Genomic DNA, 25,213 nt, shown 5'->3' with positions numbered 1-25,213 from the left:
TTTTGTATCCTTAAAATGATTAATTATAAACCTATTCTTATTTCCCAATGAAAAAAATATGTTCTTTTTTTGTTTTAACTTTATTAACTAACATTTCAGTTATGGCACAAAATAAATCTAAAATATTGGTCCTCATCCACTCGGATAATGGAGGAACTTACGAATTGGCAAAGGAAATCGCCAAAGGAATTGAAAGTGAAAATACTGCAGTTTCTTATATCAAGCTGGTTAAGCCTTCACAAAACCCGCTCTTAAAAGATTTGCCGGTGGCCACTGTGGATGAGCTCACAGGCTATGACGGAATTGCTTTTGGTTCGCCGGTTTATTTTGGAAATATCAGCACGGGAATGAGTGAATTTTTATCTAAAACCGTTCAGCTATGGACAGCTCATGCCCTGGAAGGAGTTCCTGCGACAGTTTTTATGTCAGCAGGAAGCGGGGCCGGGAAAGAACTGGCTCTTCAGGCGTTCTGGAACACCCTCGCGGTACACGGGATGGTTTTGGTATCCAATGGGATCCGTGGAACGGAAGAACTCAACAAAGCTATTCCACAAGGAAATTCTGTTCTGGGAGTAACCAGCATGGCGTCGCTTAAAGATGTCGAGAGACCTACAAAAGGAGAAAGGCACCTGGCAGAGCTGCAAGGGAAAAATTTTGCTAAAGTAACATTGGCTTTACAAGGTACACATCCTCCAAAAACAACAGTACTTCATGAGCATCATGTCAACTTCAATGATGTTTTAAAACAAAAAAACATTGTTCTTCCCCAAGTTCCCAAACCTGCCGGAAATTATCAGCCGTTTGTACGTTCCGGAAATCTTGTGTTTATCAATCAGGTAGCCTTAAAAGATGGTAAAATCTTTAATGCCGGGAAGTTAGGGGTAGATGTTAATGAACAGCAAGTGAAAGAGGCAACGAAAGTGACTATGCTAAATGTTTTATCCGTTTTAAATGAAGCTGTAGGGGGTAATTTGGGTAAAGTAAAACAGTGTGTACAGTTAACGGGGATTTTCAATACAAAAGATGACTATACCCAACATGCCAACCTTATGAATGTGGCGTCTGATCTCACAGTTGAAATCTTTGGAGAAAAAGGAAAGCATGCAAGAGCCACTTTGGGAGCTTCTTCTATTCCTGTCAATTCTTCTGTTGAGATTCAGGCTATTTTTGAAGTGGAGTAAGGTATAGAATAAATTAAATATGATTTAACATTGAGTCTAAATGCAAGGCTTTCGCAGGTTATATATGCATAAAACTGAAAAAGAGGCTATCTCAAGTATTCATTCTTCAGGATTCCTGCCTGACAAAATTTGTCAGGCAGAAGATTTTCAGAGTATTAGTTTACCTTTTGAGACAACCTCTTTGTTTTTATATTAACGCATTACCCTCCACACCATCTGAATTATCAGTTTTATTCCCGGTAATAGCAGATGTTATAAAGTTAAACAGGCTGACAAGTTTTCCAGCTTTGGTATCCCAGTAATAGGTTTCTTTAGGCTCCACCCGGATAATGGTAACATTGGGATCGTCTTTTCCATCAAACCATGCTTTTGCCAATGGAGACCATTTTTCCTCTATCGTTGCCTTATCTTTGTAAACAGAAGCTTCCCCGTACACTGACAGATATTGGGAATCGCTATTGTTCATGAAAAACAACTGTACCCTGCGGTCTTCTTTTATTTCAAAATTTTTGTTGCTTGTGCCGCTGCTGATAAACCATAAATTACCGCTGTCATCAGTTTCCTGTAAGGTCATTGGTCTTGCATTGACAGGAATGGTTCCAAGTTCTGTACAGAACATACATATCCTTGCATTTTCCGACAATTCTTTGATCTTTCTGATCGCTTCCAGATGGGTGAGATTTTGTGTTGACATAATATAATATTTTAGTGATTGTAGAATGAATAAAAGAAAATTATAAAACCGCTATATTGAATAGCACTAAATAATTTCCATTAAAACATTCAAATACCTGACCAAAAGAAGATAAAAGCAAAGTGTTATTATTTAAATTTTTCTTAAAATTAAAAGCTATGGCTTTTGATAAGGGCAATGTAAACATTCACAACTCTAAAGTCAGAAACCTGAACTGTACAGAAATATTATAAGGACAGGAGCATCAGTTGCCTGGCTGAATGAAAAATAAAGTCAGCTTTAATATTAAATTTCGTAGATTTCCGAGTCTGTGAAAACAAAATACTTACCCTTTTGAGGAATATTCTTCGTATCCAATCCTGTAAATTCGCTGAAAGCAGGCAGCAATAATTGGTTGGAACTTAGCACAAAACAGGGAAGCCTGATGTTTTTTACGGAAGATGGCAGAATAATCCCGGGATGGATATGTCCTGTTATCTGAAATCCCGATTGTGCAGGATCAAAATGATGGATAAAATGAAACTCATCCAGATGTAAAGAGGTGGTTTTATGGTTCAGACAAAGCTTCTTTTCCAGGGAATCAGTGAGCCTGTCATGATTTCCTTCCACGAGATAAAGTTTAAGGTCAGGATATTGATTTCTCCAGGCACAGAATTCATCTACATCAGAATTGTCCCCGGCATGAAGAAGGTCACCAACTACGATAAATTTTTGGGGTTGAAAATATTCGATAAGTACGGACAATCTTTCCAGATCGCTTTTCATGATATGATTGGCTAGTGCAATTCCGTTTTTTCTGAAATGGGCTGTCTTTCCGATATGAAGGTCAGAAAGAATCAAAGCTTTTTCTTTTTCCCAAAATACAGCACGCTGATTGGTTAAAATAAAAACATTCTGCTGAACGGAGATTTCTTTGGTTACAATATACACTGTTGATCGTTTAGTTAAAGGTTGTAAATCAGGACTTTTTTTAAAATTAATTGACACTTCTGCTTATATGAAAATTTTCATCAAACAGATAGGTGAGCGGAATTCCTGTGGCTATTTCTCTTTTCAGAATTTCTTCAGGGGATAAATGTTCAAGATACATGATCAATGCACGGAGACTGTTGCCATGGGCTACGATCAATACATTTTTTCCTTGTTTCAGTAAAGGTACGATTTCTCTTTCAAAATAAGGAACTACCCGGTTGTAGGTGTCTTTAAGGCTTTCACCTCCCGGAGGAATCACATCATATGATCTGCGCCAGATATATACCTGCTCATCCCCGTATTTCTGTGCTGTTTCAGCTTTGTTGAGTCCTTCCAGACTGCCATATGAGCGTTCGTTTAATGCCTTATCCCTGATCACCGGAATATCAGGATGTCCTATTTCATCCAGGATAACGGACAAAGTATGCTGCGCCCTGATTAATACGGAAGTGAAAGCAATATCTATTTTTTTCACCTTTTAAAGCAATTCCTGCTTTTCTGGCTTCTTCAATTCCTGTTTCAGTAATATCGATATCATGCCATCCTGTAAACCGGTTTTCCAGATTCCAGAGTGACTGTCCGTGACGGACAAGGAATAATTTTTCCATTGTTTTACCTTTGTTAATGGTAGGTGTTATTTCAAACTAAGTTACGGCGATTATTTAACCAGATCAAGCAAATTATTGATAAAAAACATGAGATTTGTGTAGCTTTGGAGGCTGGGTTCATCACAGTTTCAGCATCCGTTTAATTCTTGCATCCAATCCTTCACTGGAAAGGGTTTGCCTGAGACTGTCTACCTTTATAGGAAAACTTAAAGGAGTAAAGGAACGGGAATGTTTTAAAACAATCTGAGACTTTTCAATTCTTTTGAATGCTTCTACTAAACGTTGTTCCTGAAGCTGCATATTGAAGACTTCTGTATAGGCCTGCTTAATGAGAAAATGCCCCGGATCATAATCCTCCAATACTTTAAAGATCAACCCTGCGGAGCTTTGTAAAGATTTATTGGAGCGCTGCTGTCCTGCATAATTTTGAATGACCATTCCGGAAATTATGGCAATATCCCTGAATTTTCTCCTGGCCATTTCTGCAGAATTAATGCTGGCAATCACATCGGTCATTAAATGATCCCTGGTCAGAATCTGCTGGAGATTTTCTTCTGTCAAAGGAATTTCTTTATCACTGAACAATTCAAATCCATAATCATTCATCGCCATTGAAAACGAAATGGGAGCGAGTTTTGAGATCCGGTAAGCAATTAATGCTGCCATAACTTCATGCACTAAACGGCCCTCAAAAGGATACATGAATAAATGATAACCTTCGCGGTTTCTGATCAACTCTACCAGAAATTCATCTTCTTTAGGAATGTGTGAATTTTCTTCCTGGTTAACAAGCAACGGATGCAAAAATTTTAGCTCTTTTTCTGAAGCTTTCGGATTTAAAGCATGGGAAAGCTTCTCTCTTAAAAAATGCCCGAGATCCGAGCTTAAAGGTAATCTTCCTCCCAGGTAACTTGGTACGAGTGCTTTTCCCTTTGCTGACCTTACATAAACCGTCATATCTTTAATCATGGCCACTTCAAGAGTGCGCCCCGCAAGGATGAATTTTTCTTCTTTTTTTAATTTGGAAATAAAATATTCCTCGATCATTCCTATGTAACCTCCCGAAATAAACTTTACCTTCAGCATGGCATCGCTTACAATCACTCCCATATTCATCCGGTGAAGCATCGCAATTTTCCGGGAAGTCACTTTATACAACCCATCATCCATAATGACAATTTTATGGAATTCCTCATAGTTTTTCAGAACATTTCCACCAATGGTAAGGAATTCCAGGATACTTTTCCATTCTTCATCAAGAATTTCCCGGAATGCAAACGTATTTTTGATCCTTGTAAAAGTTTCATCAGGGTAGAAGCCATCTCCAACGGCTAACGTCATAAGGAACTGAACCAATACATCAAAGCATAAAACCTGTGGTTCCCTGGGTTCTACCACTTTTTTCTTTACGGCTTCTTTTAGAGCTGATACCTCAATCAGTTCCAGGGAATGGGTAGGAACGCAATAAATTTTGGATGTTTCAAAAGGGGAGTGCCCGCTCCGTCCTGCCCGTTGAAGAAATCTGGCTACCCCTTTAGCCGATCCGATCTGAATGACAGTATCAACAGGCTTGAAATCTATTCCTAAATCTAATGACGAAGTGGAAACAACAGCCTTTAGTTTTCCGGAGCTTAAATTTTCTTCAATCCAGATCCGTAAATGCGCGTCTATAGAGCTATGATGAATAGCTATCTGGCCTGCAAAGTCAGGATAAGCATCCAAAAGCAGCTGATACCACATCTCACTTTGGCTTCTGGTATTGGTAAAAACAATGGTAGATTTTGATTCCAGGATGATCGGAACGACTTTGTCTGCCAGTTTGTGGCCGAGATGTCCTGCCCAGGGTAAAAGTTCAACTTCATCGGGAAAAACAGGAATAATATCGATTTTCTTATGTTCTTTAGCCGTAATTTTTGTCTTTTTGACAGGGTAAGGAATTAATACCTCCATAGCCTCGTCAAGATTTCCGATTGTTGCCGTAATTCCCCATATTTTTAATCCGGGGACGTATTTTCTAAGTTGTGATATCCCCAATTCTACCATTACGCCTCGCTTTGAACCCAGTAATTCATGCCATTCGTCAACAACAATACATTTCATATTCCTGAAAAATGATTCATGGTTCTTTTGTGCCAGGAGAAGATGAAGGCTTTCGGGAGTTACCACCAGGATTTCAGGCATTTTTCTAACCTGCTGCTGTCTCACTTTTGGATCAGTATCGCCATTTCGTACTCCTACAGCCCAGTCCAGCCCGATTTCATCGATAGCTTCCTGCATGGCTTTGGCAATATCTTTGGAAAGAGAACGGAGTGGAGTGATCCAGATCATTTTCAGGCCCTTTTTATACTCTTCAGGATGATTCAGGAAATCCGAAATCAACGCTAAAAAGACCGAGAAGGTTTTTCCGAAACCTGTAGGAGCAATGACCATTCCGCTGTATCCTTTTCCGAATTTCTGCCACGTATCTACCTGAAATCTGAAAGGAGACATACCTTTATCCGCCATCCATTGCTGAATGATTGCAAACCCGTTCGTATGTTCAAAAGCTGTCAAATTATGAGATTAATTTTTTGATTTCTTCAAGGTTGTCAATATCATTAACTGTTTTGTCTTTCCGCCAGCGGACAATCCTGGGAAACCGCAGGGCCACACCACTTTTATGACGGTTGCTTAAAGCGATTCCTTCAAAAGCAATTTCAAAAACAAGTTCTGCTTTTACGGTTCGTACAGGGCCAAACTTTTCCAGTGCATTTTTAGTAACAAACCGGCTCACTTCCATAATTTCTTTATCTGTCAGTCCGGAATAGGCTTTTGCAATAGTCACCAGAGCATCTCCGTTTTTGACTGCAAAAGTATAATCCGTATAGTAAGCACTTCGTCTGCCGCTTCCTTTCTGGGCATAGATTAAAACAGCATCAATGGTAAACGGATTGACTTTCCATTTCCACCAGTCACCCTTTTTCCTGCCGGAATGGTACGGGGAATTTTTTTGTTTCAGCATGAGTCCTTCACTATTGATTTCCCTGGAGCTTTCCCTGATCTGATGAAGATCATCCCACTTTTCAAAATTAATATTCCGGGAAAGTTTTATATTTTTAGGAGCTTCATTTAATAGCAGCTCTTCAAGCATCGCTCTTCTTGCAGAAACCGGTTTCTCCCTCAGGTCATGTCCTTCAAGTTCCAGAAGATCATAAACAAATACCTCAGCCGGAATTTCAGCAAGCATTTTCTTACTTAAAGTTTTTCTGTTTAATCTTTTTTGTAAATCACTAAAATTCAATATGATATTGTCTTTTACTGCAAGTATTTCTCCATCTAAAACAAAATCGCTTTTCATTGCACTTACAGCCTCTTTAATTTCAGGGAACTGTTCCGTTACCAGTTCTTCACCCCGTGACCAGATAAAGACTTCATCATTCCTCCTGATAATCTGCCCACGTATCCCGTCCCACTTATATTCGGCTTGCCATTTATCAGGCTCACCAAGGTCTTTAAGCTCTTTTTCCAACGGGTATGCCAGGCAGAAAGGATAGGGCTTAGAATTATCCGGATTGATATTTTCTGCTGAAATGAGATCATTAAAAGACACTTCACCGGGTTGCCATTTTCCCATCAGGCTGTGCATCAGGGTGCTGGATTCCTGTCCTGAAAATTTTGTAAGGGCATTGATTAATGTCTTTGCTGATACCCCGATACGAAAGCTGCCGCCTATAAGTTTATTAAAGATCAGACGCTCTGTATAATCCAAACCGTTCCACGATTTCAATACAAACTCTTTTTTCTGAATTTCAGCTTTATTTTTTAAATCAACAATAGCATTCATCCATTGTGCAAGGGTATATTCAATTTTTTCCTGTGGTGGAGGGAGGATGAGTGACAAGGTCTCTCCAAGATCTCCTACAGAAGAATAACTTTCCTGAAACAGCCAGAACGGGAGTTTTGTGATTTCAAGTGCCCATTCTTTCATAGAGTTGGTACCTACATTCCTCTTAGGTCTTTTTCCTGTAAAAAGAGCGATAAACCAGACTTTATCTTCATCCGGAGCCCGTTCCAGATAATCAATAATAGCCTCAATTTTGGCGTTCGTTCTATTGGTAGTCTCCAGGGCATTGATAAGCTCTGCAAAATGTTTCATGATTCAGGGTTTTCAATGATTTCTTTTTCTGATTCTTCTTCATCCTCACCAAATAGCGTTTCTACTACATCTGCATTCACTCCGATTTCGTTCAGGTATTTTGAAAATATTTCAGTCTGACCATGAGTAACATGTACTATTTCAGCTTCTGTTGCTTTTACAGTCTCCAGGAGCCCTTTCCAATCTGCATGATCACTCATGGCAAAACCGGCATCTGCACTCCGCCATCTCCGGGCACCCCGTACCTGCATCCAGCCGGAACATATTGCCGTTGCATGATCCGGAATTTTTTTGATAATATTACTGTCCAGCAAAGCAGGAGGAACTATTACAATTTCATGTTCCATTTCCTTTGGACGTTCTTTAAAGTCAGCGACGGTATAATCCGGGAGATCAATGCCCACTGTTTCAAAAGCTTCATTGAGCTTTCCGATGGATTGATGAACATATATTTTTCCCAATCCTTCTACAGCTTTCATAATCCGTTGGGCTTTTCCCAGTGAATAGCCGATAAACACAGATGTTTTATTGTTCTCGCGGTTTTTCAGTACCCAGTTTTGGAGTTTTTTGTTGAGATCTTCAACTTCCAGCCAGTTATAGATAGGCAGAGCAAAAGTACTCTCCGTAACAAATTCATTGCATTTTACCAGTTCAAAAGGAGTACTCAATCCATCATGCTGAACTTTATAGTCTCCGGAAATCACAGTAATATATCCTTTGTATTCAAGCCTTATTTGTGCTGAACCAATAATGTGGCCCGCCGGATGAAGAGAAAGCTGAACACCGTTTACCATTATTATTTCACCATATTCCACACTCTGGCATTGGATGTCTGTTCCAATTCTCTGATGCAGAATAGGCTTGGTAAAATGGTGGCAGAGGTATTTTTTCATTCCCCACCGGGCATGATCTGCGTGGCCATGGGTAATGACTGCCATATCGACAGGCCTCCACGGGTCTATATAGAATTTTCCTTGGGGACAATAAATACCTTTATTAGTAAGTGTGATTAGTTTCAATGGTGTGATTTGTTTTAATTAGCCTTCAAAAACTTCACCAAATTACGATAAACTGTTGATTTTTTTTAAATTTTAGACAAAGTCGGCGATGATCAATTCGTTATAAATAAAGAACTTTTCTGAATTACTTTTCAAAATCATAGAGGTTGATCCCGGTTTCTTCATCTTTCACTTTTATAACTCTGGTATTTAACGGGTAAAAAATAAATTCAGCTGCTCCCCGGACTGTAGCGTCTAAAAGGTGACCTGCGAGGGCAGTGTAATCTTCTCGTCCCAGGGTAATATGCAAGTGAAGCAGTGGATTGCCTTCTATTTCGGAAACATTTCCGGAAATATTGGTCACTTCCATTTGCTCTTTGAAAGTTTTGTCTACATAATTTTTTGTAGAAGGATTAAAAAACCTTAAGGTTGCTTCACTTACGGCACCAATTCCTGTTACTTCACCTGCTGTAATATGTTGATTTTTAATAAAATCCGTTAATGTCTCAACGATTTTGGATTTATTTCTGACACTTACGATATATGCAAATTCTACTTTTCTTGCGGACCAATTATTTCCTTTGAGGTTTTGTGTATTCATGATGAACGATTTATAGTTAAAAATAAGCCGTAAAACAGACCGAAACATTTACAGATGAAATCTCCGGTAAATGCATGCAATAATTATGCTTTATTACTGGTTTAAACAAAAAATACTGTGTCAATACAAAGTTTCTATGACCGGAACACCGGAAATTAATGAAAATTACGGAAATTTGCAGCAAATAAGAAGTAATGAAGATTGTAGACATTGAAAGCTGGAACAGGAAAGAACACTTTGAATTTTTTTCCGGTATGGCAAACCCATACTTTGGATTTACAACTGAAGTAGATTGTACAAAGGCCTATGATATTGCCAAAGAAAAAGGATATTCCTTTTTTGCGTATTACTTTCACAAGTCCATGGTGGCTGCTAATTCTGTAGATGAATTAAAGCTTAGGATTCTGGATGGCCAGGTAGTTCAGTTTGATACCGTTCATGCCGGAAGTACAATCGGAAGGCCGGATGGAACATTTGGCTTTTCATTTACCCATTTTTCGGCAGACTTTGAAGTTTTTAATACTTCTTTGCAGAAAGAAATACAGGAGGTACACGCATCTACGGGATTAAGGTTAAGCAACAACAGATTGGGCAAAGACCATATCAGGCATACAACAATTCCCTGGAACTCCTTTAGTGCTATTGTCCATCCTACTGATTTCAACACGAATGAATCCGTACCCAAAATATCCTTTGGAAAATTTAGTATCCGGGATGGAAGGAAATATCTTCCGGTTTCCATTGAAGCCCACCACGGGTTGGCAGACGGAATTCATCTCGCAAAATATGTGGAGGCATTTCAGAAAGAGCTCAACAGAGAATGATGAGCCAGATTTGAATTCTATTGTTAAAATTCAATAATCGCTTTATCAAGATCATGATAAAGCAGTATTTTCCAATGGTTTTCCCTGGCTTCTTTTTCCCACTGCAGCCTCAGTGACATTGCTTTTCTTCCGTCAAAATCAGTTTTATACGCCAGATGGTATTTTAAGTAAGAGGCCTGTGGAAGATCATCAGCCCCATAGAATACGGTTTCCCCGTCTTCTCTGATCCAGAAAACTTGCATGAAAGGCGTATGTCCTCCTGCCACTTCATAGGATATTTCGTCTGTGATCTGCCCTTGATCTTTCTCCATCCAAACAACATTGGGTAATTGAACCAGTTTTTCCAGTATATCAAAATCAAAAGAAGGATTTCCTTTATTTTCCATGGCAAAGTCCAGCTCTCTCCTCTGGATGTACATTTTTGCATTGGGAAAGGCAGCTTCAAAGCCATCAGTCGTAATTTTTACGGCTCCTTCAATATGGTCTTTATGCAGATGAGAGAACAGGATCTTCGTAATCCGGTCCGGATTTATTTTTTCCTTTTCAAGAATTCCGGAGATCACTGAAGTTCCATCATTATTTTTCCAGCCAATGCCTGCGTCCAAAAGAATATAATCGTTTCTGGTGATGATAAGGAAGGGCTGTACAGCCATTTTAATTCCTGTAACAGTTTCAAAGTTTTCTTCAGTTAAAAGAGTAAAATCTTTGGTTTTGCTTGTTGAGAAATTGCCTTCTTTGAGTGGAATGATTTTCATGCTGCAAATTTCTTTAATATTTCTAAAAATCGACCCATTTTTCATCAATATAAATGATCAACAAAAACAATCAGACAAAAGGTTTACCAGCTATTCAGGCCATCTTCCAGGGCTTTGGTATAATTGATCTGATCAAAAGAGTAGAGATCAGGGGACTTATGAGCACCGCCCCGTCTTTGTTCATCAAGTTTTCTCAGGACTCCTGAATTTTTAATCTTTTTATAAAAGTTTCCACGATTGAGTTTTTTACCTAGTATGGCTTCATATAATTTTTGCAGTTCAGGAAAGGTAAACTTCTCGGGCAGAAGATTGTAGCCAATGGGTTTGTACGAAATCTTTTCACGTAAAGTAAGCAAAGCCTTTTCGATTATTTCCCTGTGATCCATGGCAAGCTCAATCTCCGGAAGCTGTTTTAAATAAATCCATTCGCAGGTTTCGCTGATTTCATCTGCAACAGGATAGATTTCGGAGGAATTGTACAGGGCATAGTAGCCCACAGAAATAAATCTTTGTTTCTGAAACAAGGTATCATCAAAATCTTCGAAGTAATATTCACTTCTGTTTTTCTTTCCGAATATTCCAAATTCTTCAAGAAAAACATTAGTTACTCCCGTTCTGGATTTTAATATTCTGATAACGGCTTCATCCAGGTCTTCATCTTTTCTTACATAGCCGCCCGGAAGCATCCATTGTTTTCTGTAATGCATTTTTGCCAGCAGCACTTTCAGTTCGTTCTGATCAAAGCCAAAAAACGACCGGATCTGCAGAAATATGAGGGAGGTAAATTTCTTTTGCTTCAACAGATCTTTTGAGAATCTGTTCTTTAGAATCCATTTCATTCATAAAAAACTGTGTTATTACAAATGTAAAGAAAATGAAATAACAATTTGAAAAATACTTGATTGAGGTGTAGTAAAGAAAAAGATATTTTGTTGCCCGACATTAATTTTGTGTTACAGCCGGTTATTTTTTGTTAAAATGATTACCTTTGATTCCTTAAAATCAGTAGATTTTGAATAGGAGATTTATTGATATCAACTATTCAAAATACTTTTATCCAATAAAATTTTAAATGTAACATGCAGGTGAATTCTTCCAACGGTATTTCCCGGACTGTAATCTGGTTGATGGCCATTATTTCAGGACTTGTAGTCGCAAACAATTATTACAACCAGCCTTTACTGGCTCTTATTTCCGAAGATCTTAAGGTTTCTGAAAGTGCGGCAAGCCGGATTTCCGTACTTACGCAGATTGGGTACGCGCTGGGATTATTGCTGATTGTACCGCTCGGGGATAAATTTTTCCGTAAGAAATTAATTCTGATAGACCTGTTTCTTGTCTTCGGTTCCCTGCTATGGATGACTTTTGCCGATCAGTTATGGATGCTGTATGCTGCCAGCTTGTTGATTGGAGCTACTTCTGTTATTCCACAGCTCTTCGTTCCCATTGCTGCCGAATTATCAACAGATAAGGAGAAATCCTCCAATATCGGATTGGTGATGTCCGGACTGTTGTTAGGGATTCTTCTTTCCCGTTTCATAGGAGGGATAGTAGGGGAAATCTGGGGATGGAGAGCTATGTTTGGTATTGCCGCAGGACTCATGGTCCTGGTATGGCTGGCAGTGTATAAAATGCTACCAGAGCTGCACCCTAATTTCAAAGGAACCTACAGAGAATTAATGCAATCTGTGATTCATCTTGCCAGGACGCAGCCTATTCTTCAACTGGCATCTTTCCGTGGGGCTATGGCTTTCGGATCCATGTGTGCTTTATTTACGACATTGGTATTTCATATGGAGAAGCCACCGTTTAACGCAGGATCTTCCGTAGTCGGAAGTTTTGGACTGGCAGGAGCTGTGGGGGCATTGGCAGCGGCAAAAGTGGGGGCACTTCAGAAATATTTAGACCTTAACAGGATTATCTTGTATTCTTTATTGATTGTGATAGGGAGCTGGGGCTTTACTTATTTTGCAGGAGAAACCTATTGGGGACTTATTGTAGGAGTTATCCTTGTGGATCTCGGGGTACAGTCAAGCCATATTATGAATCAAACCAATTATTTCCTGATTAAATCCAATGCTGTCAACAGGTTGAATACGGTGTATATGGTTTCTTATTTTATTGGAGGTTCACTGGGGACCTGGCTGGCTTCTATTGCATGGCAAAAGGCACAATGGCCAGGAGTATGTTTTATAGGGGCAACTTTCGGGGTATTGGGGCTTATTGCACACATCGTGTTCTGTAACAAGGTAAACAAAGCATAATGGCCTTGATTTTTGCATATAAATAGGTAAAAAATCATAACAAAACGAAGTAAAATAGGTGAGATACTTAATTGTAATAAAATTTGTTACATTAAATAAAATGCACTAAATTTGCAGGGTAAATTCGTTAATACAATATTCAATTATGAAAATAGAAATCTGGTCGGACATCATGTGTCCGTTTTGTTATATAGGAAAAAATAATTTTGAACAGGCCTTACAGCAGCTTCCTTTCAAAGAGGCTGTGGAAGTAGAGTGGAAGAGTTTTCAGCTGGACCCAGGTTTAGATCCTGAAAAAACGCAAAACACGATTCAATACTTTAAAGAAAAAAAAGGATTTCCCGAAGCTCAGGCCAGTCAGATGATCAGTCAGGTGGCTCAAATGGGGAAAGGAGCGGGAATTGATTTTAATTTTGAGAAAGCATTAATCACGAATACGTTCAGCGCTCACAGACTGCTTCATCTGGCTAAAAAGTACAATTTATCGAATGAAATGGAAGAAGCATTGTTTATTGCTCATTTCATCGATGGTAAAAACGTGGGAGATACGGATGTCCTGGTTGCTCTTGCTGAAAATCTTGGAATTGACAAAGAGGAAGCCCGAAAGGTAGTTTCTTCAGAGGAATTAGATTATGAAGTGCATCAGGATATTCAGGAAGCCAGGAATAACGGTATTTCCGGAGTGCCTTTTTTTGTATTGAACGGGAAATATGCGGTTTCGGGGGCACAACCGGTAGAAGTATTTAAAGAGGCTCTCGAACAGACCTATAAAGAAACTGTAAGTCCTTTTAAAGATTTGTCCGGTGGCAGTGGTGCCTCATGCGACGCTGACGGCTGCAGCATTTAATATAAAACCCCGGATATCTTGATTATTTGGGGTTTTTATTTTTTTTGACAACAGGAGTATTTTCAGTATAGGGCAAAATATTACAGGAAACTGTTATATCTTTGTTATACACTAAACAAGCTATATAAATCTAATTTTTCAATGATAAAGATTAATGAAGAACTTCAGTTCCCGGTTTCAGATACTCTTTTTGTATTTGCCCTGGATTCGGAGGCAGGAACTGTATTTGACGGGAAAAATAAATTGATAACAGGTATCGGAAAAGTAAATGCTGCGATAGAATTAACCAAAGAAATTCATCAGAGAAAGCCTAAGTTAATTATCAATTTAGGTTCGGCAGGCAGTAAAGAATTTCGTAAAGGAGAAGTTGTATGCTGCACAAAATTTATTCAGAGGGATATGGATGTCAGAGGGCTGGGATTTAAAATGTATGAAACGCCCTTATCCGGAATTCCGCCTGTTCTGGAATATGGCCTCAAAATGGACAAGCTGAAAGAAGGGATTTGTGGAAGTGGGGACAGTTTTGAAATGAATCATTCCGAAACGGATTACAATATCGTAGATATGGAAGCATACCCTTTAGCACTTATTGCCCGGAAAGAAAATATTCCGTTTCTGTGCCTGAAATATATCTCCGACGATGCAGGAAATGATGCCGCAGATGACTGGAGCGTTCAGGTACATTTGGCTTCTGAAGCATTTAAAACCATTTTATTTTCATAAAAAAATGACATCAATTATTATCAACAAAGCATCCCCGGAAGATTGGGAGATCATACAGGAACTGGGCATTCTTACTTTTACTGAAACCTTTTCTGAAGATAATTCTGAAGAAGCAATGGAAAAGTATCTGGAAGAAAGCTTCAATACTGAAAAAATAAAGTCGGAGCTGAATAATCCTGATTCGATTTTCTATATTGCCTGGGAAGAAGATGATCCTGTAGGATATCTTAAGGTAAATTCAGGAAATGCACAAACAGAGTTGCAGGATAACAACAGTCTTGAAATTGAAAGGATCTATGTAAAGAAAAGCCATCATGGGAAAAAAGTGGGACAACTTTTATATGACCAGGCTGTGGATACTGCAAAAGCTTTACAAAAATCTTATGTATGGCTGGGAGTTTGGGAAGAAAACCTGCGGGCTTTACAATTCTACAGGAAAAATGGTTTTGTAGAGTTTGACAAGCATATTTTCAGGCTTGGAGATGAAGAACAGACGGATCTGATGATGAAGAAAATACTTGATTAATACAGCATGAAAAAGTTTATCAGCATTGTACTTATCCTGACAGCTTTTGTACAGGTTTCAGCCCAGAAAATTATTCATCAGGAAGTTTTCAGTCCTAAAATGAATAAAAAGATCAAAACAATCATTATTACTCCTAATCTTCTGCCTGATACCACGTATCCATCAGTATATATTCTTCATGGTTTCAGCGGTAATCCGGATAGAATTATCAAAGAGGATATTCCTGATCTGGTACAGAAAGCACAGGAATATAAAACCATTTATGTACTGCCGGATGGAGATTACAGTTCATGGTATGTAGACAGTCCTATTATGAGGGATTCACAATATCAGACTTTTATCGGGAAGGAGCTGGTAGATTTTATTGATAAAAATTATCCCGTAAAGGCCGAAAAAAAGTCCAGGGGAATTCTGGGATGGAGTATGGGAGGGTACGGAGCTACCAATATCGGGGTTACTTACAACAAAACATTTGGAATTGTCGGAAGCTCATGCGGTGCTCTTGATTTTAATTCTCTTAAGGAAGGATATCAGAAATATATGGTGAACAGGGTATTGGGACCGTTAGAGTTTTTAAATCCCAATTTCCTTACAAACAGCAAAATAAAATTAATGGCCGGTGCTGATCAGCAATACATCTTTGATTGTGGTACAGATGACAGCCAGATGATCACTATGAACCGGGACTTCCATAAAAAGCTTACAGAAGCTAAAATTCAGCATTTATATATAGAATCTCTGGGTGGCCATGTCCCTGAATACTGGAGCAGGTCATTATCTGAACAGCTTGCTTTGTTTGAAAGATTTTTTAAAAAATAACAGCGGCATACCAAAAAAACAGCCTGGCCAATCTGCCGGGCTGTTTAACAAAAATATAAATCTAATGAATTCTAACTTCATTCCCCCTCATCTTATAATTCTTAAGTAAAAACAGTGTAACAATTCCCACTACAAGCTCTATCATGGCACTTCCCCAATAAATACTCTTTACTCCAAAATAATGAGGCAAAATCAACATCAGTGGGATATAAAGAATAATCTGACGAAGGAAAACCAGAAAGCTCGCCTTTTTACTCTGGTTGACTGCCGGATAATAGGAGAGTGCTAATACCGTTACCGGCAATAAAGGCAAAACAGAAAAAAATAGCCTGAAGTCGAGAATCTGATGCTGCTCCGCAGAATATCCCGGAAGCATCAGGGCGATCAGCTTTTCAGGGAAAAGCAAGGCAACCAGGAAAAATGGAGCCAGTATTGCCACTCCCGCCATAATATAGGTCCTGAGAAATTTTCCTGCCCGATGAAACTGCCCTGCTCCGAAATTGATTCCCACTACCGGCTGCAAGCCCCTCATTAGTCCAAATAAAGGAGTAAGGAGGAAAAGAAAAAACCTGTTCAGTACCGTGAAGAAGGAAATATCTTTCTCCGTTCCATAGGCAGCAATCGCATTGAAAATAATAATACTCTGAATGACGCTCATTACGGAAAGTATCATTTCAGGAAGCCCCAGTTTTAAAATCCTTTTCCCGATTACTTTATCGTAGGAAAATGATTTCCATTGCGTAGAAAAAGAGCTTTTACCTCTGGCATAATAATAAAAACCTAAGAGGGAATATATAAGCATTCCACAATTGGTAGCCCATGCGGCACCTGCAACACCCCATCCGAATCCTGATATAAAAACAGGTTTAAGAATGATATCAATAACAAGACCTGCAGTGATCATGGCTGCTGCAGTTTTCATCTTTCCTTCGGCCCTGATCAGCATATTCAATGCCAGTCCATAGATCCATAAAACAGTTCCGATAAGGGTGACACGAAAGTATTCTACGGCAATCATCTGAAGATTTCCCCTCGCACCCATCATTGCCATAAGCTCATGAGCAAACATATAAGCAGGAACAGCGCATAAGACGGAAAAAAAGATACACAGGAAATTGAAACTTCCGAATAAACGGTACAACCGGTCTTTATTATTCTCTCCGATCCATATGCTTACGGCTGCTCCGGCTCCCGTTCCTGCCCATCTCCCAAATCCCAGCACAATCTGGGACAGGGGATAAGCCATTCCTACTGCAGCCAAAGCCTGGGTATTGATAAGATAACCTACAAAAATAGCATCCAGAAAATTATTGATTCCATACAGGACAATAGCGGCAACGGCAGGCCATGAGGTTTCCCACATAACCTTTTTCATACCACCTTCTAAGATGAATGTTTTGCGGTCCATGCTTTCCGGGTATTAAACTCCTGGAAAGCGATTCTTTTTTCTACCTTGTAAACCTCTTTTCCAGCAATAGTATTAATAATCAAAGCATTCCGGTAGGCGCCCATCCCAAGGTCAGGTGTAACAAAACCGTGGGTATGAAGCTCTGCGTTCTGCACAAAAATATTCCCAGCCTGGTCAATTGTATAGTAACGGCTTACTTCAAAGAGACCTTCTTCCGTTCTTTGAATAAGTTCCTCAATTCCCTTCAGGAACTTAGGTTCTTTATACTTATAACCTGTGGCCAGAACAATATAATCCGAAATGTGAGTAAATGTAATGTGTTCCTGAACATGAGTGAAATTCAGCGCATATGAATTTCCTTCAGGGGAAATACTGTCTAGCTGGCAGCTGGGTTTTAAGGCAACATTCAAAGGAGCATTTCCTACACTCATTTCATATAAAGTATCGAAAATATCATTGATCAGATCAAAATTGATTCCCTTATAAAGCGGGGGTTGCTTTGCCAAAACTGCTTTGCGCTGGGATGGAGGCATATTGTAGAAATGATCCACATATTCCGGTGAAGTCAGTTCCAGCGTCAGTTTTGAATATTCCATCGGGAAAAACCGGTCCGGTCTGGTAAACCAGCTCATAAAAAGCCCATTATCAGTTTCAGGAAGAAGATCCCGGAAAATTTCTGCTGCACTTTGCCCCGATCCGATAATGGAAACAGAACCCGCATCCAGAATGCTTTCTTTATGTTTCAGATACTCTGAGGTATGAATGACATTGGGAAAATTTTTATCCTCCATAAATGCAGGAAGATTCGGTTGTGTTCCGGTTCCCAGTACTATTTTTTTTGCGTAATATTTTTTGACATCATTATTTTTCAGATCCAGGACATCAATAGTAAATAGCTGTTCAGGTCCGTTAAAAATAATATTCTCAACTTTTTTTCCGAACTGGCAATTTTGCAACTTCCTTGCTACCCATTGACAATAAAGGTTGTATTCTTTTCTTAAAATGTAGAAGTTTTCTCTGATGTAAAACTTATACAAACGATCTGTTTCTTTTAGAAAATTAAGGAAACTGTATTGGCTTTTGGGGTCTGCCATCGTTACCAGGTCTGCCATAAACGGAACCTGCAGTGTTGCATTATCCAGCATCAGTCCCGGATGCCAGTCGAATCCTTCCGCCTGGTCAAGAAATAGTGCCGAAATACCTTCCACCGGTTCAAGAAGCGCGGCCAGTCCTAAATTAAAAGGACCAATCCCGATCCCGATAATATCATATATTTTATTATTTTCCAATGTATTATATTTTAAATGTTTCATTGAGAAAGACTTCAACTCCGTTTCAGACTATTGCATGGATATCTGTTGTCAAGCAACCGGAGCCGAAGTTCTGATTATTTAATTCCGTTTAGTATAGTTTTAAGCATTATTCGTCTCCAGCCTGCTTTCCGGACATTTCTCCCAATAATTCTCACGGGTACAGAAAGTAAGGTAAGCTGTTTTATGAGGCATTGTGATCACTCCTTCTCTTGTATATCCTAACCGGGTAATCAGCCTGTCGGTAGGAACAGCCTCTATTGATGCTTCTCCAATACATTTCCCAACTTCCGGAAGGGAAAATATATAATCCAAGGCAACCTGGAAAGACTGGAAAGAAAACTTCTTATCCTTGCGTGTTTCTGCTACAAAAAAATGAGTTCCATAGTCCGTAGGAAGTGAGTCGTAATAAGCACCAACAATATCCCTCATTGGCCAGTACGGTTCAAAGCTGAATTGTGCCACTCCATTCACTTCTCCTATAAAGCTGTGCTGCTCATCACTTGGAAGGATAGTTCTGAACCAAAGCTCAAGGTCCCGTTTAGGTCCATCCATTTTCCAGAAAGGTTTGGCATGTTCCCTGTTGAACCATTCGTGAACCATTTCAAAATCCCGGTCAAAGTCGAAAGGTCTTATACTTATGTCTATGTTTTCTTCCTCAAAACGACGGGAATATACTGTTCCTGTAGTTTGAGGCTTTATAAGCCTGTGGCTGTAAAAGTACTTGTTAAGAGGATTGGGTGTATCCAGGAAAACGGCAGGATATTCCATTGATTCATCGGCTTCATTAATATTTTGTAAACTGGTGATCAGATTTCCTTTTGTATACCAGTTTCTTGTATTGATGATATAGTTTACCAAGCCGGTTTCATCTTCATTTTCAAGTTCTTTAAATGCTTTGTAAATAAGGTTGATCAGCTTGTTTTCATCCGCTAACCTGTTGCATCCTAAAGCATTAACAACTCCGAGAATGTTGTTGGTTACCAGATAATACGTGTATTTTGGAGCTAAGGATTCCTCATCTATAATAGACTGACTCTCATCTGCAATTCCCGGAAGAGCCTGGGAAACCATTTCTTTTCTTCCTTCCCTGAAAAAGAATCCCTGATTATCCCTGAAGTAAATCTTGGCCGGGAAACCTTTTTTATCCAGCTCTACCATAACATTCTGCTGATGGAATTCACAGGCAAGCCCATAGGTATTCAGAATTCTGACAATGGGTCTTACACAGAGATGCAGATATTGCCTGAACCATTCCAATGCAATTTTTTCTATTGGCTGATTTAGCTTTTCCGCTGTATTGGTTATAATATTCTGAAGTCTGGAAGGTATCCCAAGAATTCCATCCTGACATAAAGCTGCCAGAAGGGTTACGTTTTTTATTCTTATTTTCTCCTTGGAAAAGATTCCTTCTGATACTGATGTTGAACCCGTTAATTATTTTCCCGTTGAATGTAACAGCCATAAAAGCGGGATCTACCATAAAATCTATTTCAGGAAAATCTCTCTGAAGATTTTTCCCCCATTCGGTTTTCAACAGCATGCTGATGTCATGACCACGGTGAAGTTCCGGGTACAGATTAATTCTTTCTGAATTGGTAATCTTTACATGCAACGAAAATTTAAACATCCATTTATAATCCTCATTGTAAACTGTTCTTACTGAAGAAGTAGGCGTGAAGAAGTCTCCATAATGGCCTAGTGCAAAAAGGAGTCCCTGCTCCTGCATAATCTGCACGTTTTCCTGTGCCAACAGATAATCTGCCTCCCATGGGTGCATTGGAAGGATATGGTACTCCGGATGCTGATCCCAAAGTTTTTTATGCTCAGGGTTCAGAAGTGGATAGACTTTTTCCGCCAACTCTTTACTTACCCATTCTCCGTCCGCATTTTTTTCGATCATGTTTTCAGGATGTACCAGGAAATAAAATAGCTGAAATCTTCCGGAGGTTTCCGGAGAATATTTTAATAAGTCTTCACCCGTAAATCCTTGCTTGGATTTCGGTACGGGATGAAGGATATGCCCCAGAATAAGAGATTGTTCCGCTTCAATAAAAGACATTTCAAGATCATTGACCGGCTTTTTACTATGCATGGAGTGGTACAGGTATTCTGAAAGGTTTTCAATGCTGTTGTTAAGCCTTTCCAATATGGTTGAAACCTCAATGCCAGGATAAATTCCTTTTGCATATTCAGCAGTTAAGGCCATGAAGCCGTAAACATCCAGTTCTGAAACTTCATCTGTAGCCAGAACCCTCATTAATACAGGAAAATCAAAAAGATGTCTTCCACTTTCAGAAAAGTAAGTCACAGGAACATACACATCACATCCTATGGAGGAAAAATCTATTCTGATATGAAGATCAGTGGGTGTTTTTTGGAGATAGGCGGCTATTCCCTGGTCGTATTTGGGGATACCAAGATAGCGGCTCCAATTGGTAAATTCTTTCATATAGCAGTTGATAAGGGCAGTATAGTTTATCCTTTCTGCATAGTCAGGGATATTAGTTGATTGCAATGTATTCATTTCCGTATTTTTTAATGATGATAAGTATAGATTTAATGTCTTCAATGGTGGTTAAAGGATTCAGGATGGTAAACTTCAGATAAAACTGTCCGTTTACTTTGGTTCCTGCTGTAAGGGCATTCCCTTGTTTATAAAGCTGTGATTTGATATAAGTATTGATCCTGTTCAGGTCAAATGTTTTAAAAGGATCTGCCGAATATCGGAATACTAATGCTGAAATATCCGAATGGTTTAATAATTCGAAATGCGGATCCTGTTCCAGAACTTCTGCAGCTTCAGCGGAGACCCGGATAATTCTGTCAATGTAATTTCCTAATCCTTCCTTTCCGATGATCCTGAGGGTAAACCAAAGCTTCAGGGCATCAAAGCGCCTGGTTGTCTGTATTGATTTATTGACCTGGTTGGGAATTTCATCTTCATCATGATCTTTGGGATTTAAATAATCGGCATAATGGGTGATCAGCCTGAAATAATTTTTATCCTTAACCATAAATCCGCTGCTGCTTACGGGCTGGAAGAAAGCTTTGTGATAGTCTACCGTCACAGAATCTGCATCCTCAATACCATTGATTAGATGGCGATATTTTTTTTGTTAAAAGCAGGGCACATCCATAGGCTGCATCCACATGGAACCATAAGCTGTACTTTTTTGCAATTCCCGAAATATTAATCAATGGATCAATATTTCCAAAATCAGTAGTTCCTGCGGTCGCTACAACAGCAATAGGAATATTTCCGTTCTCAATTTCCCTTTTGACAGCATCTTCCAGCAATATACTGTTCATTCTGAAAGAACGGTCTGTTCTGATCTTAACAATTGCCTGCTCTCCAAGTCCTAAAATAGATGCACTTTTCTGAATGCTGAAATGGGCCGCTTCGGAAACAAATATTCTGAAACGGTGAGCTTCTTCAGGCAGGCCGTCCTTCTTGATGTTATGATTCAGAAAGGTCATCGAAAAATGATCCCTCGCCAAAAGCATTCCCATCAGGTTACTTTGGGAGCCGCCACTGGTAAAAATTCCATCCGATGATTCACCGAAACCTATTTCTTTACAGGTCCATTCAATGAGTTTTTGTTCCATCAGCGTTCCCCCGGCACTCTGATCCCATGTATCCAGGGAAGAATTAATAGAGCTGATCATCGCTTCTGCTGCAACGGCAGGAATAACCACCGGACAATTGAGATGAGCAACATATTTGGGATGATGGAAAGCTATGGCATGCTTGGTATAAAGGTTGTTTACTTCCTCGAAAAGCGCTTCGTAACTTACGGGAGGAGCATTGAGATCAACAGATTCAAACTGTTTTCTCAGCTCTTCAGGTGAAACTCCACTGAAAGGCTGGCGACTATTCTCCAAAAATGCAATAACACTTTGTTGTGTCCTGTACATTGCATTTTGGTATTCGTGAATATTGATATCACAGAATAAATGTTCCAGATTTGGGAAAAGACTATCCTTTTCCGAAGCAATCTGCCTGGTAATGACCGTATTCATAATATATTGAATTTGTGTTCTTTTTACTATCTTATATTATCGCTTTAATGAAGAGATGAATAATAGTTTCTGGTAAATACCCGTTAATTTTAGGGTAATTAAATTGAATTCACACCTGTTAATAGGTTATCGTGTAGCCGACGGAAAATGTAGTTCCCCGGCCCTGATAAGCAAATGCTTTTTGAGGAGCTCCGTAGAAAAAAACGGAACGTTGCCCCCAAATGGAAGTATATTGCTTATTAAAAATATTCTGGATTCCGAAATTAAGGGTCCCTTTATTCAGCTTGATGTCACCTACAAAATCGAATAAGGTGTATCCGTTAATTTTCATATCAGCCAGATCCGTATAGTTCATAGAATTCTGCATCTGTAGCCTCAATGAAAACTTTTTGGCATTCCAGCCTGTAAAAACCATGAATTTTGACGGATTGGTAGTATAAACCGACTGATTTTGCCACCCCTTATCTACGGTTTGAGTTTCGGATGCCATGAGCAAAATATTTCCTCCTAACTCCAGACCTTCAATAAACCGGTAGCCTAAAGCACCTTCAAAACCATAATTTCTAAGTTTCTGATCGAGCAGGGAAACGGTAAAAGCAGCATTGTCGATTTTCAAAGTCTTGCTGGAAAGTGCGTAGAAAAATGATCCCTGGGCATACCAACCGCTTTCTGAAGTCCTGTTATGTCTGAAGCCCAATTCGATCTGATCCGTTTTAATACCACTTAGAGGCTGCTCGGCAATGTTTATACTGTTCAGGAGGTTCCAATGGTTGTTCACCAGTTCATATTTTCCGAAACCATAGGATTTTGCTGCATCAGGTACCGCAAACCCCTGGGAAAAACTGAACCATGTCTGCCATGATGGAGTTATTTTGTACAATAAACTTCCGTTAAGCAATGTCACCTCATAATTATTTTTCCCTCCTTTTACCACATCGGCTGAGTTACCATAGCCGAAATGCATATAAACCTGTTCTTTAAATCCTACAAAATCTTCCAGTTTTACATTGATGAACTGTTGTCTGATGCCGCCGGAAAGGATGAGTTCTTTCGTAATGTTCCAGTCTGCCTGGATAAAGCCTGCCAGTGTAAATATTTTTGTATCGGGGTATCTTCCTACAAAAGCGTCCGCTTTATTGATCAGGCCTCCGGATTCGCTGCTTATTTTAGGATTGAAGATCGCCTGATCTCCGTTGAATTTCTCATAATCAATGTCTGTTCCGTAGGTAAAATTAAAAGCATTCCACTTTTTGGATAGTACGGCTTTCGCTCCATATACATCTGTATTTCCTCTCCCTGAGGATAGAAAAACAGGGAGAATCACTCCTGCCGGAGGTTTGGGGATTTCTGCAAAAGAAGCACCGAAATCTGCCTCTTCTCTTCTTCCATAGGCCTGAAGAAGCAAATGATGTCCTCCTAAAATATTTCTGAGGTTGTATTGCAGGTTGGCCATAAAGCGCTCTGTCCGGGGTACCACATCCGATTCAGCTCTTCCTGCTACATTGATTAGATCAGGATTCTTTGTGGTAAATCCTGCAAAATTTTGTCCGAAGGAAAGCCATTTTTTGTTTCTGACCTTTGAATTATAGTATTGAAGATCCAGACTGATATCCTGATCAGGACTGAGCCTTGCGCTGAGTCCTCCTAAGATGTCAATAGAACGGTTATATTGAAAATCGGCCTGCTTCACATCGGTAATAATCTGGTCTCCATTGGCATCAAAAGCCCCTTCATTTTGGGTGAATGCAGCTCCGAGCCTGAACTTTACCGCGTCATTTCCCCCTTCCACAGATTGGGCGATCCTTTTATCCAGGTCGTCTTTGTGAAATCCTGTTTTAAGGCCTGCAGAAGTTTCGAAAGCCAGGGTCTTGGATGCTGGTTTTTTGGTGATGATATTAATAATACCTCCTGTTGCATCTCCTCCGTAAATGGCAGATGCTCCGGATAAAACTTCAATTCTTTCAATGTTAAAAGGATCAATGGCATCAAACTGCCTACTTGCAGCCCTTGTACTGTTTAATGAGACCCCGTTGAGCATTACCAGAACATTTCTTCCCCTCATATTCTGGGCATAATTGGTTCTTCCCTGATTTCCGAAATCAAAACCCGGAATCATATTCCCTAATACTTCTTTCAATCCGGTGCCACCTCTTATTTGGGTCTGAAGTTCTTTTTCCCCGATAACCCAGACTGTACCAGGAATTTCACTGATCTGTTTGGGAGAACGGGAAGATACAAGAACAACTTCATTGATATCTTTTGTAGTAATACTGTCCTGCTTGTTTTGAGCAGAAGTATGTGCAGACAAGGCAGCCAATAGAAAGACTGAAAGTACATATTCTCGTTTCATTTATTTAGAACAATTAAAAATAATGAAGTAAATATAAAATAATATTGTTCAAAAAATCAAAATGATATTTGTCACATATTTCAAAACAAAGTGAGTGCGGTCAGAAAAAGAAGCTAAAAAAGAATCTCCTGTTTTTAAAAAAGTGGAGTACCGCTCATTTCTTTTCAGTCTCAAA

General features: G+C 39.3%; 24 protein-coding genes. 7 read left to right on the top strand and 17 right to left on the bottom strand.

From position 1 onward, the window contains the following. The first annotated feature begins 101 nt into the window (after window positions 1-101). Entirely contained in the window at window positions 102-1,181 is a 1,080-nt protein-coding gene (locus tag HX13_RS10745) for an Atu1372/SO_1960 family protein (RefSeq protein WP_410493120.1), read from the top strand. 187 nt (window positions 1,182-1,368) lie between these two features. On the opposite strand, the gene HX13_RS10740 is transcribed toward HX13_RS10745, so the two are convergent. From HX13_RS10740 to HX13_RS10710, 8 genes are all read right to left on the bottom strand, one after another. Beyond that, on the bottom strand, window positions 1,369-1,875 hold the full coding sequence (locus HX13_RS10740; protein ID WP_050021065.1) for a pyridoxamine 5'-phosphate oxidase family protein: 507 nt from the start codon (window positions 1,873-1,875) through the stop codon (window positions 1,369-1,371). 285 nt (window positions 1,876-2,160) lie between these two features. Next, entirely contained in the window at window positions 2,161-2,805 is a 645-nt protein-coding gene (gene pdeM / locus HX13_RS10735) for a ligase-associated DNA damage response endonuclease PdeM (RefSeq protein WP_157837433.1), read from the bottom strand. A 46-nt stretch (window positions 2,806-2,851) separates the two neighbouring features. Continuing rightward, on the bottom strand, window positions 2,852-3,322 hold the full coding sequence (locus HX13_RS10730; RefSeq protein WP_316931289.1) for a 2,3-bisphosphoglycerate-dependent phosphoglycerate mutase: 471 nt from the start codon (window positions 3,320-3,322) through the stop codon (window positions 2,852-2,854). Continuing rightward, complete coding sequence (locus HX13_RS26010; RefSeq protein ID WP_316931288.1) at window positions 3,249-3,455, bottom strand: histidine phosphatase family protein; 207 nt, start codon at window positions 3,453-3,455, stop codon at window positions 3,249-3,251. Before HX13_RS26010 ends, HX13_RS10730 begins: the two co-directional genes overlap by 74 nt. A gap of 120 nt (window positions 3,456-3,575) precedes the next feature. Further along, window positions 3,576-6,008 (bottom strand): ligase-associated DNA damage response DEXH box helicase, encoded by a 2,433-nt coding sequence (locus tag HX13_RS10725; protein ID WP_082129223.1) that lies wholly within the window; start codon window positions 6,006-6,008, stop codon window positions 3,576-3,578. Between the two features lies 1 nt (window position 6,009). After that, window positions 6,010-7,590, bottom strand: a complete 1,581-nt coding sequence (locus HX13_RS10720) for an ATP-dependent DNA ligase (RefSeq protein ID WP_050021063.1) — start codon at window positions 7,588-7,590, stop codon at window positions 6,010-6,012. Then, complete coding sequence (locus tag HX13_RS10715; protein WP_050021062.1) at window positions 7,587-8,609, bottom strand: ligase-associated DNA damage response exonuclease; 1,023 nt, start codon at window positions 8,607-8,609, stop codon at window positions 7,587-7,589. The genes HX13_RS10720 and HX13_RS10715 overlap by 4 nt, the downstream gene beginning before the upstream one ends. A 124-nt stretch (window positions 8,610-8,733) precedes the next feature. Then, the gene (locus HX13_RS10710) at window positions 8,734-9,189 is read right to left on the bottom strand and encodes a PPC domain-containing DNA-binding protein (RefSeq protein WP_050021061.1); all 456 of its coding nucleotides are present in this window, start codon (window positions 9,187-9,189) and stop codon (window positions 8,734-8,736) included. A gap of 194 nt (window positions 9,190-9,383) precedes the next feature. Here HX13_RS10710 and HX13_RS10705 point away from each other — a divergent pair, with 194 nt between their 5' ends. Then, window positions 9,384-10,013, top strand: coding sequence for a chloramphenicol acetyltransferase (locus HX13_RS10705; RefSeq protein WP_050021060.1), 630 nt, complete (start codon window positions 9,384-9,386; stop codon window positions 10,011-10,013). A gap of 23 nt (window positions 10,014-10,036) precedes the next feature. Here the strand turns inward: HX13_RS10705 and HX13_RS10700 are convergent, their stop codons facing one another. Continuing rightward, entirely contained in the window at window positions 10,037-10,768 is a 732-nt protein-coding gene (locus HX13_RS10700; protein WP_050021059.1) for an MBL fold metallo-hydrolase, read from the bottom strand. Between the two features lie 83 nt (window positions 10,769-10,851). Continuing rightward, window positions 10,852-11,607: an NUDIX hydrolase gene (locus HX13_RS10695; protein ID WP_128572359.1), complete on the bottom strand. Its 756-nt coding sequence runs from the start codon at window positions 11,605-11,607 to the stop codon at window positions 10,852-10,854. A 240-nt stretch (window positions 11,608-11,847) separates the two neighbouring features. On the opposite strand from HX13_RS10695, the gene HX13_RS10690 reads away from it, so the two are divergent. The 5 genes from HX13_RS10690 (at window position 11,848) to HX13_RS10670 (ending at window position 15,947) form a co-directional block, all read left to right on the top strand. Beyond that, on the top strand, window positions 11,848-13,032 hold the full coding sequence (locus HX13_RS10690) for an MFS transporter (protein WP_050021058.1): 1,185 nt from the start codon (window positions 11,848-11,850) through the stop codon (window positions 13,030-13,032). Window positions 13,033-13,177: 145 nt separating this feature from the next. Continuing rightward, window positions 13,178-13,879: a DsbA family protein gene (locus HX13_RS10685; RefSeq protein WP_050021057.1), complete on the top strand. Its 702-nt coding sequence runs from the start codon at window positions 13,178-13,180 to the stop codon at window positions 13,877-13,879. Between the two features lie 141 nt (window positions 13,880-14,020). Further along, entirely contained in the window at window positions 14,021-14,602 is a 582-nt protein-coding gene (locus tag HX13_RS10680; protein WP_050021056.1) for a nucleosidase, read from the top strand. A 4-nt stretch (window positions 14,603-14,606) separates the two neighbouring features. Further along, the gene (locus tag HX13_RS10675) at window positions 14,607-15,128 is read left to right on the top strand and encodes a GNAT family N-acetyltransferase (RefSeq protein WP_050021055.1); all 522 of its coding nucleotides are present in this window, start codon (window positions 14,607-14,609) and stop codon (window positions 15,126-15,128) included. Window positions 15,129-15,134: 6 nt separating this feature from the next. Next, window positions 15,135-15,947, top strand: a complete 813-nt coding sequence (locus tag HX13_RS10670) for an alpha/beta hydrolase (RefSeq protein WP_050021054.1) — start codon at window positions 15,135-15,137, stop codon at window positions 15,945-15,947. 61 nt (window positions 15,948-16,008) lie between these two features. Here HX13_RS10670 and HX13_RS10665 read toward each other — a convergent pair whose 3' ends face one another. The 7 genes from HX13_RS10665 to HX13_RS10640 form a co-directional block, all read right to left on the bottom strand. After that, entirely contained in the window at window positions 16,009-17,355 is a 1,347-nt protein-coding gene (locus HX13_RS10665; protein WP_050021053.1) for an MATE family efflux transporter, read from the bottom strand. After that, on the bottom strand, window positions 17,331-18,668 hold the full coding sequence (locus HX13_RS10660; RefSeq protein WP_050021052.1) for a lysine N(6)-hydroxylase/L-ornithine N(5)-oxygenase family protein: 1,338 nt from the start codon (window positions 18,666-18,668) through the stop codon (window positions 17,331-17,333). The genes HX13_RS10665 and HX13_RS10660 overlap by 25 nt, the downstream gene beginning before the upstream one ends. Window positions 18,669-18,767: 99 nt before the next feature. Then, window positions 18,768-19,925: a GNAT family N-acetyltransferase gene (locus HX13_RS10655; RefSeq protein ID WP_128572358.1), complete on the bottom strand. Its 1,158-nt coding sequence runs from the start codon at window positions 19,923-19,925 to the stop codon at window positions 18,768-18,770. After that, window positions 19,846-21,192, bottom strand: a complete 1,347-nt coding sequence (locus HX13_RS10650) for an IucA/IucC family protein (RefSeq protein WP_050021050.1) — start codon at window positions 21,190-21,192, stop codon at window positions 19,846-19,848. The genes HX13_RS10655 and HX13_RS10650 overlap by 80 nt, the downstream gene beginning before the upstream one ends. After that, the gene (locus tag HX13_RS25540; RefSeq protein WP_262483525.1) at window positions 21,170-21,736 is read right to left on the bottom strand and encodes a pyridoxal phosphate-dependent decarboxylase family protein; all 567 of its coding nucleotides are present in this window, start codon (window positions 21,734-21,736) and stop codon (window positions 21,170-21,172) included. The genes HX13_RS10650 and HX13_RS25540 overlap by 23 nt, the downstream gene beginning before the upstream one ends. Window positions 21,737-21,749: 13 nt before the next feature. Further along, window positions 21,750-22,688, bottom strand: a complete 939-nt coding sequence (locus HX13_RS25535; protein WP_262483524.1) for a pyridoxal phosphate-dependent decarboxylase family protein — start codon at window positions 22,686-22,688, stop codon at window positions 21,750-21,752. 118 nt (window positions 22,689-22,806) lie between these two features. Next, window positions 22,807-25,038: a TonB-dependent receptor gene (locus HX13_RS10640; protein ID WP_050021049.1), complete on the bottom strand. Its 2,232-nt coding sequence runs from the start codon at window positions 25,036-25,038 to the stop codon at window positions 22,807-22,809. Between the last annotated feature and the right edge of the window lie 175 nt (window positions 25,039-25,213).

It is taken from the genome of Chryseobacterium sp. P1-3 (genome assembly GCF_000738495.1).
Taxonomy (GTDB): domain Bacteria; phylum Bacteroidota; class Bacteroidia; order Flavobacteriales; family Weeksellaceae; genus Chryseobacterium; species Chryseobacterium gallinarum.
The sequence above is the reverse complement of the archived record's forward strand: the minus strand, read 5'-3'. Positions and strand labels throughout refer to the sequence as shown.

Coding starts and splice junctions, on each gene's coding strand:
- HX13_RS10740 (WP_050021065.1), bottom strand. CDS start 1,875: ATGTCAACACAAAATCTCACCCATCTGGAAGCGATCAGAAAGATCAAA.
- HX13_RS10700 (WP_050021059.1), bottom strand. CDS start 10,768: ATGAAAATCATTCCACTCAAAGAAGGCAATTTCTCAACAAGCAAAACC.
- HX13_RS10650 (WP_050021050.1), bottom strand. CDS start 21,192: ATGAATACATTGCAATCAACTAATATCCCTGACTATGCAGAAAGGATA.
- HX13_RS10705 (WP_050021060.1), top strand. CDS start 9,384: ATGAAGATTGTAGACATTGAAAGCTGGAACAGGAAAGAACACTTTGAA.
- HX13_RS10695 (WP_128572359.1), bottom strand. CDS start 11,607: ATGAAATGGATTCTAAAGAACAGATTCTCAAAAGATCTGTTGAAGCAA.
- HX13_RS26010 (WP_316931288.1), bottom strand. CDS start 3,455: ATGGAAAAATTATTCCTTGTCCGTCACGGACAGTCACTCTGGAATCTG.
- HX13_RS10745 (WP_410493120.1), top strand. CDS start 102: ATGGCACAAAATAAATCTAAAATATTGGTCCTCATCCACTCGGATAAT.
- HX13_RS10670 (WP_050021054.1), top strand. CDS start 15,135: ATGAAAAAGTTTATCAGCATTGTACTTATCCTGACAGCTTTTGTACAG.
- HX13_RS10720 (WP_050021063.1), bottom strand. CDS start 7,590: ATGAAACATTTTGCAGAGCTTATCAATGCCCTGGAGACTACCAATAGA.
- HX13_RS10675 (WP_050021055.1), top strand. CDS start 14,607: ATGACATCAATTATTATCAACAAAGCATCCCCGGAAGATTGGGAGATC.
- HX13_RS10690 (WP_050021058.1), top strand. CDS start 11,848: ATGCAGGTGAATTCTTCCAACGGTATTTCCCGGACTGTAATCTGGTTG.
- HX13_RS10640 (WP_050021049.1), bottom strand. CDS start 25,038: ATGAAACGAGAATATGTACTTTCAGTCTTTCTATTGGCTGCCTTGTCT.
- HX13_RS10685 (WP_050021057.1), top strand. CDS start 13,178: ATGAAAATAGAAATCTGGTCGGACATCATGTGTCCGTTTTGTTATATA.
- HX13_RS25535 (WP_262483524.1), bottom strand. CDS start 22,688: ATGAATACGGTCATTACCAGGCAGATTGCTTCGGAAAAGGATAGTCTT.
- HX13_RS10680 (WP_050021056.1), top strand. CDS start 14,021: ATGATAAAGATTAATGAAGAACTTCAGTTCCCGGTTTCAGATACTCTT.
- HX13_RS10665 (WP_050021053.1), bottom strand. CDS start 17,355: ATGGACCGCAAAACATTCATCTTAGAAGGTGGTATGAAAAAGGTTATG.
- HX13_RS10660 (WP_050021052.1), bottom strand. CDS start 18,668: ATGAAACATTTAAAATATAATACATTGGAAAATAATAAAATATATGAT.
- HX13_RS10710 (WP_050021061.1), bottom strand. CDS start 9,189: ATGAATACACAAAACCTCAAAGGAAATAATTGGTCCGCAAGAAAAGTA.